We start from the raw sequence: 17,491 nt of genomic DNA on the forward strand, positions 1-17,491 counted from the left end.
CGCCGCTCAGGTCGCGCCCAGCAGGTCGAACAGCGCCCCCGTGCCGCCGCCGTCGCCCAGCCGGTCCACGGTCCTTTCCAGTTCGGCGGCGCGGATCTCGCCCAGAACCGGCGCGGCATAGGCGCGGAACTTGGCGCGCACCGCATCCGTCGTTGCCGGCGCCTCGGGGTCGCCCGCCGCCTCGGTCGGGCCGGATTCCAGCACCTGGCCGCTTTTCATCACCAGCCGCACATCGGCAAAGCGGCGGGCCGGGAAGGCGGCATTGAAATCCTCGCGCTCGGTGACGGTCATGCCGGTGGCAAGGGCGCGGATCAGCGGGTCGGCCAGGCCGTCCTCGGCCACGTCCGCGGGATCGACGCGGCCCCGCACCAGCGCCACGGCGGCGGGATAGGCGGTGGAATACTGCGCCTCTTCGGTGCTGGCCGGATCGCGGGTGGCAAGGCGGCGGGACTGGTGGAAGGTGGCGATCTCGATCCGCTCGACCTGATCGGCGGCCACGCCATGCCGCGCCCGCAGGTCCAGCACCGCCTGGACCGAGGGCTGCGCCCAGCGGCAGACCGGCCAGGGCTTGAAATACTGCTCGGCGATGCGCCAGGTCGTGCCCAGATCGGCCCACAGGTCGGCGACATCCGCGCCCTCGACCGTGATCGCCGGGGCGCCGGTGAAACCATCCGCCGCCAGATAGGCGGCCGAGACCCCGGCCATCGCGCCCCAGCCCGAGCCGTCCTTGACCATGGTCGGATGGTCGATGCAGCGCATCATCTGGCTGCGCGGGCCGTGATATTCGGCGATGCCGATGGCCTCGCGTGTCCTGGCGCCGTCCAGCCGCAGCACCCGCGCGCCCAGCGACGCCGCCGCAACCGCGATCCAGGCACCGGAGGTGTGATAGTCGCAGGCGGTGCGGTGCAGCGCGATGCCCGCGCGCGTCCCGATCTCATACCCGATGACCAGACCGGCCAGAAGCTCGCGGTCGTCCGCCCGCCCCTCGGCCTGCATCAGCGCCAGCAGGGCGGGCAGGCTGCCGCAGCCGACATGGCCCTTGGTCAGCTTGTGGCCGTCATGGCCGTCCAGCGCGTCGATGGTCATGCCGCCCGCCAGCGCCGCACCCGCCGGGCTGACCATGCGGCCATCCATCAGCATCGGGGCCGCGCGGGTGCCCGCGCCGAAATGTGCCGCCGCATGGTCGCGGATGATGCGCGACAGCCGCGTCCGGCTGCCGCCCGCCGCGACCCCCAGCAGGTCCAGAAGCCAGCGGCGGCCCAGGTCCAGCACCGCATCCGGCATGTCCGCCGCGCGCATGTCGTGCAGGAAATCGTGAAAGGGCGATGTCATGATGTCGTCCTCAGGCAGCCGGTTGCGGGGCGTGGCGCGCGACCAGTTCGCGCCGGAGCACCTTGCCGCTGGGGTTCAGCGGCAGGCTTTCCAGGAACTCGTAGCGGCGGGGCCGCTTGTAGGGCGCCAGATCCTCGCTGGCCTTGCAGAATGCGTCCAATGCCTGCGGGCTCAGCGCCGGGTCCGAGCGGACGACGAAGGCCGTCACCGCCTGGCCCCATTTCTCGTCCGCCAGCCCGACGACCGCCACCTCCTGCACGCCGGGGCAGCGATAGAGGATCTCCTCGACCTCGCGCGGATGGATGTTCTCGCCGCCCGAGACGATCATGTCGTCGGCCCGGCCGTGGAAATAATAGAACCCGTCCCGGTCCTGGCTGAACAGGTCGCCGGTATAGATCCAGCCCGCCTTCAGCTTCTTCTGTGTCTCGAAGGGGTTGTTCCAATAGCCCTGCATCGCCTGCGGGCCGCGCACGATCAGCTGGCCCACCTGTCCGCGCGGCACGGTTTCCGAGGGCGGCACCTCACGCAGCGGGTCGTCGGTCACGATCCGGCATTCCGAAATCAGCGTCGGCTTGCCGCAGGATCCCAGCTTGCGCAGCGCGTCCTGCGGATGCAGCACCAGCGTCAGCGACGCCTCGGTCATGCCGTAGCCGTTGAAGATCGCCGGGCAGAACTCGGCCATCACCCGCGCCATCGTCGCGGCGGAAATGGCCGCGCCGCCGGTGGTGATCAGCCGCAGCGAGGACAGATCGTGATCGCGGAAACGCGGGTGAAACAGCATCTCCTGGATCTGGGTGGGCACGGCGAACAGCGTGGTGATGCGCTCGGCCGCGATGGTGTCCAGCGTCTTTTCCGCTTCGTAACGGCCGATCACGACATTGGTGCCGCCGACCAGCAGGTGCGGAATGAAATAGGCCTGCATCCCGCCCACGTGGTAAAGCGGCGCGATATGCAGCGCATTGTCGGTATGGTTCAGCGAATATTCCATGACGCAGTTCATCGCGATGGCGATGTCGTTGGCATGGGTGTGGATCACCCCCTTGGGCCGACCCGTCATCCCCGAGGTATAGACCAGCGAGGAGATCACATCCCCCGAGGGAATGATGCGCGGCTCGTCGCGGTCCGCGGTCTGCTCGGCCAGGGTTTCGAAATGCAGGTGGCCGGCGGGGATATGCACCCGGTCGTAGGCGCAGCCGATGAAATCATGGACCGAATGCATCTGCGCCGCGATCCTTTCGACGTTCCCGGTCAGGCTGCGGCCATAGATCAGCACGCGGGCGCCGGAATCCTGCAGGATATGGGCGGCCTCGCCCGCCGAAAGGCGGAAGTTCATCGGCACCGCCACCGCACCGAGCATCTGGCAGGCGAAATAGGTCGTCACCGAGTTTTCCGAGGTCGAGACATAGAAGGCCACGCGGTCCCCCGGCCGCACCCCCAGGTCGGACAGCGCCTGCGCAAAGCGGCGCACGCGGGCCAGCCATTCGGCATAGGTCCAGCGCCGGTCCTCGAAGACCAGGGCCAGGTGATCCGGGTAGCGGTCGGCGGAAGCCTCGAGAATGCGGGCGATATGCATCGGTTTCCCCTGCCTGTCACAGATTGGGACGGATCGCCGGCATCTCGCGCGCCGCGATCAGGTATTTGCACATCTCGGAGCTGCCGCCGACGATGGGCAGCGCGCGGGCGTCGCGGTAAAGCTGTTCGACCCGGCCGTATTGGCGGGTGACGCCGTCGCCGCCCAGGATCTGCACCGCGCGGTCGGAACAGAAGACGGCGGTTTCGGTCGCGACCAGCTTGGCCTGGCTGGCCGCGCGCATCAGATCCTTGCCGCCGATGCCGCCGTCATGCATCCTGGCCGCCCGCTGGGTCAGCAGTTCGGCCGCGTCGATCCGCCAGCTCATCTGCGCGATCATGTCCCAGATCAGCTGTTTCTGGCCCAGCCGCTCGCCGAAGCTGACGCGGCTTTGCGCGTGGTCCCGCGCCAGGTCGAAGGCCGCGCGCGCGACGCCCAGGCCCGAGCCGCCCAGGATCACCCGCTCGAAGTTGAAGGCGCCCAGCATGATGCGGAAGCCGGCATTCACCTGTCCCAGCAGGTTTTCCTCGGGGACGCGGACCCCGTCCAGCGCGACCTCGCCCACGACCGAGCCGCGCCGGCCCATGAAGTCGTAAAGGCGGGGAAAGGACAGGCCGGGGGTATCGGCGGGAACCAGCACCGCGCTCATGCCTTTTTGCGGGGCGGCGTCGGGATCGGTGATGCCCCAGACGATATAGACATCGGCCTTGGTCGCGTTCGAGATATAGCGCTTGAACCCGTCGATCACCCATTCGCGGCTGGCCGCGTCAAAGCGGATCGCGGTTTCCATGCCGGCGCTGTCGGAACCGACATTCGGCTCGGTCATGCAGATCGAGCCGACGGCGCGGCCTTCCAGGATCGGCGTCAGGTAGCGTTCGCGCAGCGCCGGCCGGGCATGGCGGTGGATCGGATAGGCGCAGGACAGGGCCGTGGCGATGGTCGTCTCGAAGGCGTAGTTCAGATAGGCCGCCTCTTCCGAGACGATCACCGCATGGGTCAGGCCGGGCCGCGACAGGCTGCCCGCGTAAAGGTCGGGGAACATCAGCTTCAGATAGCCGGCCTCGCCCAGGGCCCGCGCGACTTCCAGCTGGGCCGCGAAATCCTGGTCGCGCTCGATCCGGTCCACGCGCGGGGCCAGTTCGCGGGCCAGGAAATCGCGGATCTCGGCGCGGAAGGCCCGGTCCTCGTCATTCAGGAAGAAATCGCGCATCGTCGTCTTGCCTCATTCGCGGACGAAATCCGGGACGCCCAGGGTGTCGATCAGCCGCGCCGTCTCGCGCTGGACCAGCGCCAGGTTGCTGTCGCGCACGGTGGGCAGCAGGTGGCGCGCGCGGCGCAGCACGTCGTAATCCAGCGTCGCGGCGATGATCTCTTCGCCGGAACCGGCCACGGCCAGTTCGCGCCCGAAGGGATCGACGATGCGCGAACCGCCCCAGAAGGTCAGGTCGCGCTCGGTCCCGGTGCGGTTCACCATGACGACCGGAGCGCCATAGATCATCGCATAGAACCGGCAGGTCAGCGCCCAGCCACCGGGGTTGTCGAAATCGGCGCCCACCGCCTCTTCGCCGGAACTGACCGGGCAGATCAGCAGGGTGGCGCCATGCAGGAAGGCCAGATGGGTCAGCGCCGGGTTCCAGACATCGGCGCAGATCAGCAGGCCCGCGCGCCAATGCCCGTCCAGCTCGCAGGTCTCGACGAAGCGGCCGGGCGCGTAATGCTTGCCTTCTTCCAGCTTGCCATAGGTGGGCAGGTTCACCTTGCGGTGCAGATGGATCATCCGCCCGTCGCACAGGATCGCGGCCGCGTTGTAGAATTGCGCGGCCGGCCCCTCCTCGATGAAGCCCAGCGTCACGGCCATCGGCCCCGCCGCCTCGGCCAGCCGCTTCAGCCGCGGATCCTTGCGCGACATGGCGGCGTCCAGCAGGTTCTCGGAGCCGTAATGGCCGGTCAGGGACAGTTCCGGCATGACCAGCATGTCCAGCCCGGCCTCGCGCCCCCGCGCGATCCAGTGCAGGTGGCGGTCCAGATTGGCGTCGACATCGCCGATCTCGCTGGAGAATTGCGCGGCCCCGATGGTGATCGTCTTGCTGGTCGTCATCGCCCCGGCCCTTTCGCATCACCACCCCGAGGGCAGGGGCGCAGCCGCCCCCGCCCGTTCCACCTCAGATAAGGCCGTTATCCTGCAGGAACTTCGCCGCCGCATTCTCGACCGAGACCTTGTCCACGTCGACGCTGGCATTCAGCGCGGCCATGACCTGATCGTCCAGCTTGGCCGAGACCTCGTTCAGCAGGTCGCCGATGCCGGGGTTCGCCTCCAGAACCTCGGTGCGGATCACGGGCGCCAGCGCATAGCTGGGGAAATAGCCCTGGTCGTCCTCCAGCACGGTGAAGTCGAAGGCGGGAATGCGGCCGTCGGTGGCAAAGACCAGCCCCACGTCGACCTGCCCGTCCCGCAGCGCCTGATAGACCAGCCCGGTATCCATGCGCTTGACATTGGCGCGGCCGAACTCGAAGCCGTAAGCGGCCTCCAGCGGCTTCAGCCCATCCGGGCGGGCATAGAATTCGGCGTTCGAGCCGAAGGTCAGGCTTTGCCCATCATTCACCGCCGCCGCCAGATCGGAAATGGAGGCGATGCCCTTTTCGCCGGCATCCGCCGCGCGCATCGCCAGGCCATAGGTGTTGTTCGCCTGGGACGGGTTCAGCCAGACGATGCCCTTCTGGGCGTCCAGTTCCTTGACCGTGTCATAGGTCTGCTGGGGGTCCAGCTTTTCCTCGATCTTGTTGTAGGTGATCAGCGAAGTGCCGGTATATTCCCAGTAGACGTCGATCTGGCCGTTCTCCATCGCCTGGCGCACCGCGGCCGAGCCCATGCCGGCGCGATTGTCGACCCTGTGGCCGTTCGCTTCCAGCACCTGCTGCGTGATGGCGGACAGGATCTGCTGTTCGGTGAAGTTCTTGCCGCCGACGACGATGTCGGCCGCCTGCGCGCCGGTCGCGAATCCCGCGAAGGCAAGTGCCGCAAGGCCGGATTTGACGGTGATGTTCATGGTGTTAGCTCCCTTTGGCTGTTGGTTCTTGTTCCGCCTTATCGAAGCGGATTCACGCCCTTCGGGATCAGCCGCAACTGCGCCTGTCCCATCAGGAAATCGACGGCTACGGCCAGCGCGGCCGTCGGGACCGCGCCCGCCAGCAGCATGCCCGTGTCCATGAGGTCGATGCCGGTGAAGATCAGTTCGCCCAGGCCCCCGCCGCCGATCAGGAAGGCCAGCGGCGTCGTGCCCACGTTGATCGCCAGCGCCGTGCGGATGCCCGAGAAGATGACATAGAGCGCATTCGGGATCTCGACCCGCATCAGGATCTGCCGTTGCGTCATGCCCATGCCCGTCGCGGCCTCCTTCAGGTGCGAAGGCACGGCCAGGAGCCCGGCATAGGTATTGCGCACGATGGGCAGGAGCGAGGCCACGAACAGCCCGAAGAAGGCCGGGGGAAAGCCGATGCCCAGAAGCGTCATCGACAATGCGATGACCGCAAGCGTCGGGATGGTGGTGCCGATGTTGAAGACTTGCATCACCGTCTCGGCATAGCGCTCCATCGAGGGGCGCGACAGCCAGATGCCCACCGGCACGCCCGCCAGGATCGCCGCGCCGCCGGAGCTGGCGACCAGGAACACGTGCTGGCGCGTCAGGTAGGTGATGTCGTCCCAGTATGCCGTGATCTGGTCCAGCAACCCCGAGGTCGCCACCCAGATGCCCAGCAGGAAGACCAGCAGCATCGTCGCCCCGCGCCCCAGACCCAGCCAGCGTGTCATGACGCCCCCTGTTCCGGTCCCGCGCCCTTGTCGGGGCCATAGGTCGCGCGCAAGGCCGCGGTCACGTCCGGCTGGGTGATGACGCCCGCGAAGCGGCCGTGATCGTCGGTGCAGGCCAGCCACATCGTGTCATGCGCGAACATTTCCGAAACCACGGCACGCAGGTCCGCGCGGATCGGCACCGTGGCGGGCAGCGGATGGGCAAAGTCCCGGACCGCGCCCGAGGCGCCGGCCATCTCTTCGGCGGTCACGAAGCCCACCGGGCGACGGTCGCTGTCGATGACGACCGCGCGGCGCGCCTTTGCGACGGTCAGCTGGTGCAGCGCGTCCGACACCTTGGTCGACCGCGCGGTCACGGGCACCTCGGTCGAGGCCACCTCTTCGGCCGTGACCAGCCGCAGCCGCTTGAGCGTGCGGTCCGCGCCCACGAAATCGGCGACGAAGGCATTGGCGGGATGGGCCAGGATCATGTCGGGCGTGTCGTATTGCTCGATCCGGCCGGCGCGGAAGATGGCGATCTTGTCGCCCATCTTCACCGCCTCGTCGATGTCGTGGCTGACGAACATGATGGTCTTCTTCAACTCGGCCTGCATCTTCAGGAACTCGTCCTGGATGATCTCGCGGTTGATCGGGTCGATGGCGCCGAAGGGCTCGTCCATCAGCATCACCGGCGGATCGGCGGCCAGCGCCCGGATGACGCCGACGCGCTGCTGCTGGCCGCCCGACAGCTCCTTGGGATAGCGCCGCAGGAACTGGCGCGGGTCGAGCCCGACGAGGTCGAGCAGGTCGGCCGCGCGCTGCCGGGCCTTGCGGATGTCCCAGTTCAGCAGCCGGGGAACGACGCAGATGTTCTCCTCGACGGTCATGTTCGGGAACAGGCCGATCTGCTGGATCACATAGCCGATGTTGCGGCGCAGCTGGATATCGTCCAGCTGCGAGGTGTCCTGGCCGTCGATATAGATCTTGCCGCTGGTGGGCGGGATCAGCCGGTTGATCATCTTCAGCGCCGTGGTCTTGCCGCAGCCCGAGGGCCCCAGCAGGATGCAGATCTCGCCGGTGGGCACTTCCATGTTCACCCGGTCGGCGGCCACGATGTCGGCGCCGGGGGTCTTGAATCTCTTGGTCAGGTCTTCGAGTCGGATCATCCGCAAAAGTCCTTGCTCGGAAGCGTCAGCGTTTCAGCCCGGCCGGGGTCAGACGCTTTTGCAATTGCAAAAGCGCCCAGTCGGCCACGATGGCGAGAAGGGAGACGGCGAGAGCGCCGGTGACAAGCTGGCGCGGGTCGGTCTGCGAGATGCCGCGCGCGATCAGCACGCCCAGGCCGCCGGCGCCGATATAGGCGGCGATCGCCGCGACGCCGATGTTCATGACCACGGCGGTCCGCACGCCCGCCATGATGACCGGGATCGCGATGGGGATCTCGAGCCGGGTCAGCCGCTGAAAGGGCGTCATGCCCATGCCCGTCGCCGCCTCGCGCAGCGCCGGATCGACGTTGGTGATGGCGGTATAGGTGTTGCGCACGATGGGCAGCTGCGAATAGAGCAGGATCGCGATCACCGCGGGCAGCCAGCCGATCCCCTGACCGATCTTGGACAGGATCGGGATCATCAGGCCGAAGAGCGCGATCGAGGGAATGGTGACGATGATCGAGGCCACATAGAGCACCCCGTCCGCGACGCGCCGGTTCTGGGTGATGGCGATGCCGATGGGCACGCCCGTCAGGATCGCCAGCCCCACGGCCACGGCGACGATCGAGATGTGCTCGCCCGCCAGACGCAGGATGACCGGCCAGTTATTCGCAATGAAACCAATTATTTCCATATCCGTCTTTCCCTCGGGCAGAGATGGAGGCCTGATCGGCGCTATCCCGGAATAGCCCGGTTGAAACGGCATCAAGTTGCGCCAATTCGTCATCAGCTTGCACGAATCCGTCGCGAGGACGGTTCAGGCGCCATTGAGCCGGGGCGGAGATCCTCCCTCCGCCGGATCGCATATCGCAGATCTGTCGCATGGCTCCATCTTGCAACAATTCCGGCCGCAGGACCACCCTGCCGTGTCCGGCCGCCGGGGCCCATGGGACGGAATTGGTTGAAGGCGGAAGGATTTCTGGCTCATCGCGACGATCCAGGGACGAAGATGAGCCAGCGAGGCGTTGACCGGAAAGCGGCCGCCGTTCGGGCGGATGAACTGCCGCGCGATGCGTATTTCTTGGCCTCGCCGCCAGTGCGGGCCGGTCGTCGAGAGCCAGGTCGGGATGCCGCAGATCTGCTGCGCGCTGCGCCTTTGGCTGGCTGAGGGTCGTATCGGACCTCTCGGCGAACATCCTGGCAGGCATCGCCCGTATCGGCATCCGAAGCGGCGGGCTGGGCGGAACCCGCCGAACCTTCCGGCCATGGGCCGGGGGTGCTACGGATATGCCTCGGGGTTCAGGAATCCAGGCGCATGCTTGCCATTTCTTTTGCAAGCGCGTTGCACATCAGATGCTTGGCCGGGTCGATCGGGCTTGAGGTCGATACGAAGATCCCCACCCGGATGTTTGCCAGCATCTCCTGGATCAGCGGCACGAAGCGGAGCTGGCCGTCCTCGACGTCGTCGTAGAAGCCGATCTTGGTGTAAAGCCCGATCCCGTGACCGCCCAGGATCATCTGCTTCGCAAGAAACAAAGTGTTCGTGAAGATATGCGTCGACAGCGGCGTCACCAATGTCGTGATCGCCTGGTCGATGATCGAATTGCCGCCTCGGGCGTCTATGGTGCGCACCAGCCTGTAGGCGGCAATGTCGTCGATGGTGACACTGGTCCGGCCCGCAAGCGGATGGTCGGGACGGACGATGACGCCGAAGGGCGCGGATTTTTCGGATAGCAGCCTGACGCCGGGATGGTCCGAGAACGTAAAGGCGATCCCGATCTCTGCCGCGCCGCCGGCCACGGCCTGCAAGGCGTCCTCGGGTTGGGCGGTCGTGACCGAGATCGAGATGTCGGGATAGATCTTGCCGAACTCGTTCATCGCCCGAGGCAGGCAGCCCATCGCAATCGAATCGATCGTGTGGATATTGATATGCCCCGTGCGCAGATCGCGCATGTCGTCGATCAGGATCTTGGTGCGCTCGAAATCGTGAAGCACCGTGCGGCAATGCTCGAGAAGGATCGCGCCGACTGCCGTAAGCTCTACCCCCTCCGGGGTGCGGTCGAAGATCGAGACGCCCAGCCGCTGCTCGACGTTGAGGATCTTGCGGTTGACCGAGGTCGAGGAGACGTTGAGAAGCTGCGCCGCCTTGCGGATCGACCGCTGTTGGGCGACCTCGTCGAAATACTTCAGGAAGCTGGTATGCATGCTGCCTCCACGCGAAAGGGGGGGTGATGCGTTTTCTGCACCACCGTTGGCAGAACTTTCTTCTATCTGCACTGCCTCTGCAACGCTAAAGTCAGGGCAACAAGGTCGAAACAAGGGCCGCCTTCCCACCAACAGAGAGATGGAAAGATGCGATACAGAACAAGGATGGACCGGCGCAGCCTGCTGCGGGGTATGACGGCCCTTGGCGCCGCCTTTGTTGGAACCCGGATCAGCATCGAACGGGCCTGGGCCGCCGACACCCATACGATCAAGCTGCAACTCGGCTGGCTGGCGGGGAATGGCATCCTGGGCGAGCTGGCCGCCGATCAGAACGGCTATTTCGCCGAGGAAGGGCTGGCGCTGGACGTCGTTGCCGGGGGGCCGAACGTGGACGGCGTTGCCTCGGTCGCGTCGGGACGGGCCGAGATCGGTTCCATCAGCTCCAGCCCGTCGCTGATGCTGGCGCGGTCCCAGGGGCTGCCGGTCAAGTGCATCGCGGCGGGTTATCAGCAGCACCCCTTTACCTATTTCTCGCTTGAGAAGAACCCGGTGCGGGAGCCGAAGGATCTGATCGGCAAGACCGTCGCCACCAACGGCACCGCACGGATCCTGTTGCAGGCGCTGCTGGCCGCCAACGGCATCCCCGAGGATCAGGTCGAGGTGCTTGTGATGGGCGCGGACATGTCGCCGCTGCTGACGGGCCAGGCCGATGTGGTGACGGGTTGGAAAACCAATGTCAGCGCCTTGTCGGTGCTGGGGCCCGAGCGGGTCGACATGACCCTGTGGGATGCGGGCATCAAGCTTTACGCCAATCCCTACTACGTCACCGACAAGTCGCTGAACGAAAACCCCGAGCAGGTCCGCGGGATGTTGCGCGCGATCGCCCGCGGCTGGGGCTGGGTGCATGACAATCCCGAGGCCGCCGTCGACATCCTCGTGTCGCGTTATCCCAACCTCGACCGGGATGCCGAACTCGCGGCGGTGGGTTCCGTGGTCGAATACAGCTTCAACGAGGTGACGCGCGAACACGGCTGGGGCACGATGACGCGCGAAAACTGGCAGGCGCAGATCGACATCTACGATCGCCTTGGCCAGTTCGAAGGCGCGGCGCCTGCGGTCGATGATGTCATGACCCTTTCGGTGCTGGATGAAATCGCCGCGGTGCGGCCGGTATACGGTTGAACGACATGATGGAACCCATGGAAACCCTTGTGGGGCAGCCGGTCGGTGCGACGCATGGGAACGCTCCGGCGGCCCGGCTGGACGCGGCAACGGTCCGCTTCGGAACCTATACCGCGATCGACAAGCTTGACCTGGAGCTTGAGGCCGGTGCGTTCTACACCATCCTTGGCCCGTCGGGATGCGGCAAGTCCACGCTGCTGCGGCTGGTCTCGGACCTGATCCCCGCCGCGGGGGGCGATGTCTCGATCTTCGGCAAGACGACCGAAGAGGCGCGGCTGGCGCGGGAATTCGCCTTCGTCTTCCAGGATGCCGCCCTGCTGCCGTGGCGGTCGGCGCTGAAGAATGTCGAGTTGCCGCTGGAAATCGGGCGCAAGCGCGGGGTCGCAATCCCCACCGGGCCGCGCAATCCGCGCGAATTGCTGGAGCTGGTCGGCCTGAAGGGGCGCGAAAACGCCCTTCCGCACGAACTTTCGGGCGGGATGCGCCAGCGGGTCGCCATTGCGCGCGCGCTGCTGTGCCAGCCCAAGCTGCTGCTGATGGACGAGCCCTTCGGCGCCCTGGACGAAATGACCCGCGACCGGCTGAACCTTCAGCTGCTGGATATCTGGCGGGAAACGGGAACGACGATCCTGTTCGTGACCCATTCCATTTCCGAGGCGGTCTTCCTGGGGCAGAAGGTGATCATGCTGCGCGCCAATCCCGGACGCCTGCGCGAGATCGTCGATATCGACCTGCCCGAGCCGCGGCAGATGAAACTGCGCGATACGCCCGAGTTCAACCGCTATTGCAGCTATCTGCGCGAACTTCTGGAGACCTGCTGATGGCTGTCATCGAAAACCTTGGCATCGCCGATCCCCATGCCCTCGCCCGAAGCGCGGCGCGCAAGGAAAGGCTGGTCTCGACCATCGTGCCCATCGCAACGGCAGTCGCGCTGATCGGGCTGTGGCAACTGGGGGTCAGGGCCTTCGGCGTGCCGACCTATATCGCCCCCGCGCCTTCGGATGTCGCCGTCACCTTTGTCGAGAAGTTCCCGCTGCTGATGCAGAACTTCTGGCCCACCTTCTTCGAGAGCGTGGCGGGCTTCGTGGTGGGCAATCTGGCCGCCATCCTGATCGCGGTGGCCTTTGTCCATTCCCGCAATGTCGAGCGGGCGTTCTTCCCGATCGCCGTCTTCGTGAACACGATCCCGATCCTGGCCATCGCGCCGATCCTCGTGCTGATCTTCGGGCCGGGCATGACGGCAAAGGTGGTGATCGCCGCGCTGATCTGCTTTTTCCCGACCCTGGTCAACATGGTGCGCGGCCTGCAATCGGTCAGTCCCCAGACGCTGGAACTGGCGCGCATCCTGTCGGCCTCGAAGGCCGAGGTCTTCTGGAAGATGCGCCTGCCGTCGTCGCTGCCGTTCCTGTTCTCGGCGCTGAAAATCTCGGCCACGACCTCGGTCATCGGTGCGATCGTGGGCGAATGGGTCGGGGCGGATCTGGGCCTGGGTGCGCTGATCATCGACGCGACCTTCAATTTCAACTCGCCGCTGCTCTACGCCACGGTGCTCATGTCCTCGGGGCTGTCGGTCCTGATGTTCGCCCTGGTCACGCTGGCCGAACGCCGGATCGTGCGCTGGTAGCCTGAGACCCTTCGAAAACAACCGGAAATCGACGCCGTGGGCCCGACCCGCCCCGGCGTGACAGGAGGAGCTTGTCCAAAATGACCGATCGCATCAGGGATTTTCTTACCACCAGGGCCGAGCAGGTGCCGGTCGTCAGCGACACCGATGTGGTGGTGATCGGGGCGGGACCGGCAGGTCTGTCCGCCGCCGTGTCGGCCGCCCGGAACGGGGCGCGGGTGACGCTGGTCGAGCGCTATCACCACCTGGGCGGCATGGCGTCGGGAGGCATGGTCCTTGTGCTGGACGACATGGTGAACGACGGGACCGAGATCGTCACCACCGGCATCGTCAGCGAATTCGTGGACCGGATGCAGCGCCAGGACGGCGCTGTCTTTCCCCCGCCCGAAGATTGCCTGACCAATTGGGAAATGTGGCGGAAATGGGCGCGCTGGGGCTGCATCGACTTTCACAAGCAGGGCATGCCGCAGCCGATCATCCACGCGGTCGCCTTTGATCCCGATGCCTGGAAGCGGGTCAGCCTGGACCTGGTCGCCGAGGCCGGGATCGAGCTGCGCACCCACAGCTGGTTTTCGGAAGCCATCGTCGAGAACAACCGCGTCACCGGCGTGATCGTGCAGACCAAGCTGGGCCGGCAGGCGATCCGGGCGCGGATGGTGGTCGATGCCTCGGGCGACCTGGACGTGGCGGCCTCGGCGGGCGCGTCCTTCGCGACCGGGCAGTTCATCGTCACGACGGTCTTTCGCCTGATGGACGTGGACACCGCCAAGGCGGAAGTGTTCGAATACGAGAACCCCGAAGCCTTCAAGGCCCTGGACCGCCAGGCGAGGCGCGTCATCGGCGGAGCATGGGGGATGTGGTGGCTGAAGACGCCGCTGCCCGGCGTCGTCTGGTGCAACTGCCCGCATATGCCGGGTTATGACGGCCTGTCGCCGGAACACATGGTCGAGGCCGAATACGAAGGCCGCCGCCGGATGATGGCCCTGCTGGAATTCGCCCGCGCGAACCTGCCGGGCTTCGAGAATGCCAAGATGCTGGGCGCGGCCGAGCAGATGGGCATCCGGCAGACGCGGCTGCTGCAGGGCGAATACGTCGTCACCAAGGACGACGTGAAACGGCGCCGCCATTTCGACGACTCGGTCTGCCGGGGCCGGGACTATTACACGCCCTATCGGGCGCTGCTGCCCAAGGGCATCGACAACCTGATCGTCGCCGGACGCCATTATTCCGTCGAAAGCGAGGCGCAGAAGCAATCGCGCGAAATCCCCCCCTGCATGGCCCAGGGCGAGGCCGCGGGCGTGGCCGTGGCCAAGGCGCTGGAGGCGAACTGCGCGCTGCGCGACGTCGATGTCAGGGCCATCCAGAAACAGATGCGGGCGCAGGGCGCCGATCCGGGCGACATGCCCTCGGCCAACGCATTGATCGAACCAATCGCCGCCGCCTGAGAAAGGGAACGACCATGACGAAACAGCACCTTCCGCTGGAGGGCATCCGCGTCCTCGACTTTACCCAGGTGATGATGGGGCCCTGCGCCACGCAGATGCTGGCCGATTTCGGTGCGGACGTGATCAAGATCGAGCGGCCGGGCGAGGGCGACCTGTCGCGCAATTTCTTCGGCGAGCCGAGCGAGGAGGCGATGAACAACGCGGTCTTCGCCTCGCTCAATCGCAACAAGCGGTCGGTGGAGATCAACACCAAGTCCGAGGCAGGCCGCCGGATGATCTATGACCTGGTCGCCCAGTCGGACGTGGTCGTGGACAATTTCCGGGCCGGGGTGATGCGGCGCTTGGGCTTCGACTATGACACGCTGTCGAAGATCAACCCCGCCATCATCTGCGCCTCGGGCACCGGCTTCGGAGAAGTCGGCCCCTATGCCCACAAGGGCGGCCAGGACGTGCTGGCCCAGGCGATGACCGGGGTCATGGAAAAGACCCAGGATCCGGCGGTTCCGAAGTCGATCTATCCGACCACGCTGTGCGACTACACCGCCGGGATGCATCTTGTGCAGGGGATCCTTGCCGCGCTGCTGGCGCGGGCCAAGACCGGGCGCGGGCAGAAGGTCGGCGTCTCGCTCTACGATTCGATGATCGCCATGCAGATGCAAGAGGCCGCACAATGGTCGAAGCATCGCGAGGTGCTGAATTGGGCCGCGATGCCCCTGACCGGCGTCTTCGACACCAGCGACGGGGCGGTGGTGGTGGTCGGCGCCTTCAAGCCGCATCCGCTGCGCGACATCTGCGCGGCCCTGGAGATCGAGGATCTGTCGGCCGATTATCCGAACCTTGCGGCGCAGCGGGCGCACAAACCCTATCTGCAGGGACGTTTCCGCGATGCCTTTGCAACCAACACGACCGCCCATTGGATCAAGCGGCTTGAGGATCAGGATCTGCTGTGCGCGCCCGTCCGTTCCCTGGGCGAGGCGCTGGATGACGCCCAGACCGCGGCCAATGGCATGCTGCTGGACCTGGACCATCCGATCCTGGGAAAGATCACCCTGGTCGGCTCGCCCGTTCATCTCAGCGAGGCTCCGGTGGTGATCCGCCATGCGCCGCCGCGACTGGGGGAGCATACCGACGAGGTCATCCGCGAATTCAGCCTGAACGCCGTCGCGCGGAAGGAGGCGGTATGACCGTCCGCTTCGAAGTCGTCGACCAGGTCGCGCGCGTCACCATCGACCGCCCCGACCGGATGAATGCCGTCGATGCGGCAACCGATGCCAGGCTTGACCGCATCTGGTCGGAAATCGAGACGCGCAGCGATGTCCGCTGCGTGGTCCTGACCGGGGCGGGGGACCGGGCCTTCAGTGCCGGCGCGGACATGAAGGCCGCGAACGGGCTGAGCGGGCTGGAATACTGGGGGGCGGCCAATCCGAACGGCTTTGGCGGCATCGCCCTGCGGCAAAGCCTGACCGTGCCGGTCATTGCCCGGATCAACGGCCTTGCCCTTGGCGGCGGGTTCGAGATGGTGCTGGGCGCGGATATCGTCATCGCCTCGACCGAAGCCCGGTTCGGGCTGCCAGAGGCGCGGGTCGGACGCCTGCCCTTGGACGGCGGCATGGTCGCCCTGCAGCGCCTGATCCCCCGCAACATTGCGGCCGGGCTGATGATGACGGGCCGGATGCTCTCTGCCCAAGAGGCCGCGCAGTTCGGGCTGGTCAATGCGGTCGTGCCGCCCGACCGGCTGGATGCCGAGGTTGACGCCTGGGTCGCGGACATCCTGTCCTGCGCGCCCCTGTCGGTGGCCGCGATCAAGGACACGATCCGCTCGACGGCCCACCTGAATCCGCACGAGGCGCGCGACCTGCGCCGCCCGGCCCTGATCGCGGCCCTGCAATCCGAGGATTCGATCGAAGGCGTCGCCGCATTCCGCGAAAAGCGCGCGCCCGTCTGGCGCGGCCGGTAGGCGCCATGGCGCTTGTCATCCAGGGCCGGTGCATCGACGTCAAGGACGGGATCTGCACCACCTCCTGTCCCGTCGACTGCATCTACGAGGGCGAGCGGATGTTCTACATCCACCCGACCGAATGCATCGAATGCGGCATGTGCGAAAGCATCTGCCCCGTCGACGCGATCCGATACGAGGATGAGCTGGACCCCGAAAACGCCATCTTCGCGCGCATCAACCGCGAGGTCTTCATCAACGAGGCGGGCGAGATGGAAGAACCCGGCGGCTGGTCCCGCGCCATGGCGCCCCGGCCGGATCACCCGGATCTGCCGGTCGGCCCTCGTCCCGTCCTGCAGGCAAACCAAAGGAGAACAGGATGAAAGGGATCGTCGCTGCGGTGCCGACACCGATCGACGCGCGGGGCCGCTTTCTGGGGGCCGCCTTTGTGGAACATGCGCGCTGGGCCCTGGCCAACGGCTGCGACGGATTGAACGTCCTGGGGTCTACCGGCGAGGCGAATTCCCTCGACACCGGGACGCGCCGCATGGTCATGACCCAAGCCGCCGAGGCGCTGGACCTTTGCCGCCTGATGGTCGGAACCGGCACGCCGTCGATTGACGAAACCATCGGCCTGACCTGCCATGCCGATGACCTGGGCTATCCTGTGGCCCTGGTCCTGCCGCCCTATTACTATACGCCCCCGTCCGAAGAGGGGCTGATCGCCTGGTATCTGGCGCTTCACGCGGCGCTGGGCGACCGGCCGATCCGGGTCTGGTTCTACAATTTCCCGCAGATGACCGGCTTCGTGATCCCCGAGAGGGTGATCGCGCAGCTGCACGCCGCGGCGCCGCAGCGGTTCGACGGCATCAAGGACAGTTCCGGCGACCTTTCCTATTGCCGCAGCCTGGCCTTCAGGCTTCCCGGCCTGCAGGTCTTTCCCAGTTCGGAAACCTCGCTGGCCGAGGGACGAAGGGACGGCTTCGCGGGCTGCATCTCGGCCACGGCGAATCACACTGCCCCGATATGCGCCCGCGTCTGGCGGGGAGAGGCGGGCCTGGCGCCCCGGCTGGCCGAGCTGCGGGCCGCCATATCGGCATGCCCCCTGATCCCCGCGGTCAAACATCTGGTGGCCCGCCGCACCGCCAACCCCGAATGGCAGAACGTGCTGCCGCCCTTCACGGCCCTTGGCGCGTCCGCCATCGCATCGCTGGATCGACTGGCGTTCGATCGCGTCGCAGCCTGAACCCAGCAGGAGACAA

17 protein-coding genes are annotated in these 17,491 nt (G+C 66.4%); 8 read left to right on the plus strand and 9 right to left on the minus strand.

The window, feature by feature from the left end; genetic code table 11:
- Nucleotides 1–6: 6 nt before the first annotated feature.
- The 9 genes from E3U26_RS13980 to E3U26_RS14020 form a co-directional block, all read right to left on the minus strand.
- Nucleotides 7–1,332 carry an MmgE/PrpD family protein gene (locus E3U26_RS13980; protein WP_499106227.1) on the minus strand — a complete coding sequence of 442 codons (1,326 nt, stop codon included), beginning with the start codon at nt 1,330–1,332 and terminating at the stop codon, nt 7–9.
- 10 nt (nt 1,333–1,342) lie between these two features.
- Complete coding sequence (locus E3U26_RS13985) at nt 1,343–2,905, minus strand: class I adenylate-forming enzyme family protein (RefSeq protein WP_499106228.1); 1,563 nt, start codon at nt 2,903–2,905, stop codon at nt 1,343–1,345.
- Nucleotides 2,906–2,921: 16 nt separating this feature from the next.
- Nucleotides 2,922–4,112 (minus strand): acyl-CoA dehydrogenase family protein, encoded by a 1,191-nt coding sequence (locus tag E3U26_RS13990; protein ID WP_499106229.1) that lies wholly within the window; start codon nt 4,110–4,112, stop codon nt 2,922–2,924.
- Between the two features lie 12 nt (nt 4,113–4,124).
- A complete protein-coding gene (locus tag E3U26_RS13995; RefSeq protein ID WP_114537418.1) occupies nt 4,125–5,000 on the minus strand; it encodes a nitrilase-related carbon-nitrogen hydrolase in 876 nt (291 codons plus the stop codon).
- 64 nt (nt 5,001–5,064) lie between these two features.
- On the minus strand, nt 5,065–5,949 hold the full coding sequence (locus E3U26_RS14000) for a glycine betaine ABC transporter substrate-binding protein (RefSeq protein ID WP_499106231.1): 885 nt from the start codon (nt 5,947–5,949) through the stop codon (nt 5,065–5,067).
- Nucleotides 5,950–5,987: 38 nt separating this feature from the next.
- Entirely contained in the window at nt 5,988–6,710 is a 723-nt protein-coding gene (locus E3U26_RS14005) for an ABC transporter permease (protein ID WP_072461849.1), read from the minus strand.
- On the minus strand, nt 6,707–7,855 hold the full coding sequence (locus tag E3U26_RS14010; RefSeq protein ID WP_214274969.1) for an osmoprotectant ABC transporter ATP-binding protein OsmV: 1,149 nt from the start codon (nt 7,853–7,855) through the stop codon (nt 6,707–6,709). Before E3U26_RS14010 ends, E3U26_RS14005 begins: the two co-directional genes overlap by 4 nt.
- A gap of 25 nt (nt 7,856–7,880) precedes the next feature.
- The gene (locus E3U26_RS14015; protein WP_036750581.1) at nt 7,881–8,531 is read right to left on the minus strand and encodes an ABC transporter permease; all 651 of its coding nucleotides are present in this window, start codon (nt 8,529–8,531) and stop codon (nt 7,881–7,883) included.
- Between the two features lie 605 nt (nt 8,532–9,136).
- Nucleotides 9,137–10,042, minus strand: a complete 906-nt coding sequence (locus E3U26_RS14020) for a LysR family transcriptional regulator (RefSeq protein ID WP_499106232.1) — start codon at nt 10,040–10,042, stop codon at nt 9,137–9,139.
- A 147-nt stretch (nt 10,043–10,189) separates the two neighbouring features.
- On the opposite strand from E3U26_RS14020, the gene E3U26_RS14025 reads away from it, so the two are divergent.
- From E3U26_RS14025 to E3U26_RS14060, 8 genes are all read left to right on the plus strand, one after another.
- Nucleotides 10,190–11,224: an ABC transporter substrate-binding protein gene (locus E3U26_RS14025; RefSeq protein WP_036750585.1), complete on the plus strand. Its 1,035-nt coding sequence runs from the start codon at nt 10,190–10,192 to the stop codon at nt 11,222–11,224.
- Between the two features lie 17 nt (nt 11,225–11,241).
- On the plus strand, nt 11,242–12,045 hold the full coding sequence (locus tag E3U26_RS14030; RefSeq protein WP_140846886.1) for an ABC transporter ATP-binding protein: 804 nt from the start codon (nt 11,242–11,244) through the stop codon (nt 12,043–12,045).
- Nucleotides 12,045–12,848: an ABC transporter permease gene (locus E3U26_RS14035; protein WP_214274972.1), complete on the plus strand. Its 804-nt coding sequence runs from the start codon at nt 12,045–12,047 to the stop codon at nt 12,846–12,848. Before E3U26_RS14030 ends, E3U26_RS14035 begins: the two co-directional genes overlap by 1 nt.
- Before the next feature lie 80 nt (nt 12,849–12,928).
- Complete coding sequence (locus E3U26_RS14040) at nt 12,929–14,293, plus strand: FAD-dependent oxidoreductase (protein ID WP_072461855.1); 1,365 nt, start codon at nt 12,929–12,931, stop codon at nt 14,291–14,293.
- Nucleotides 14,294–14,307: 14 nt separating this feature from the next.
- Nucleotides 14,308–15,477, plus strand: coding sequence for a CaiB/BaiF CoA transferase family protein (locus tag E3U26_RS14045; RefSeq protein ID WP_036750591.1), 1,170 nt, complete (start codon nt 14,308–14,310; stop codon nt 15,475–15,477).
- Complete coding sequence (locus tag E3U26_RS14050) at nt 15,474–16,250, plus strand: enoyl-CoA hydratase-related protein (protein WP_036750593.1); 777 nt, start codon at nt 15,474–15,476, stop codon at nt 16,248–16,250. Before E3U26_RS14045 ends, E3U26_RS14050 begins: the two co-directional genes overlap by 4 nt.
- 5 nt (nt 16,251–16,255) lie before the next feature.
- Complete coding sequence (locus E3U26_RS14055; RefSeq protein WP_114537425.1) at nt 16,256–16,612, plus strand: 4Fe-4S dicluster domain-containing protein; 357 nt, start codon at nt 16,256–16,258, stop codon at nt 16,610–16,612.
- The gene (locus tag E3U26_RS14060; protein WP_499106234.1) at nt 16,609–17,475 is read left to right on the plus strand and encodes a dihydrodipicolinate synthase family protein; all 867 of its coding nucleotides are present in this window, start codon (nt 16,609–16,611) and stop codon (nt 17,473–17,475) included. Before E3U26_RS14055 ends, E3U26_RS14060 begins: the two co-directional genes overlap by 4 nt.
- Nucleotides 17,476–17,491 lie beyond the last annotated feature (16 nt).

This window comes from Paracoccus ferrooxidans (genome assembly GCF_029909815.1).
GTDB classification, from domain to species: domain Bacteria; phylum Pseudomonadota; class Alphaproteobacteria; order Rhodobacterales; family Rhodobacteraceae; genus Paracoccus; species Paracoccus versutus.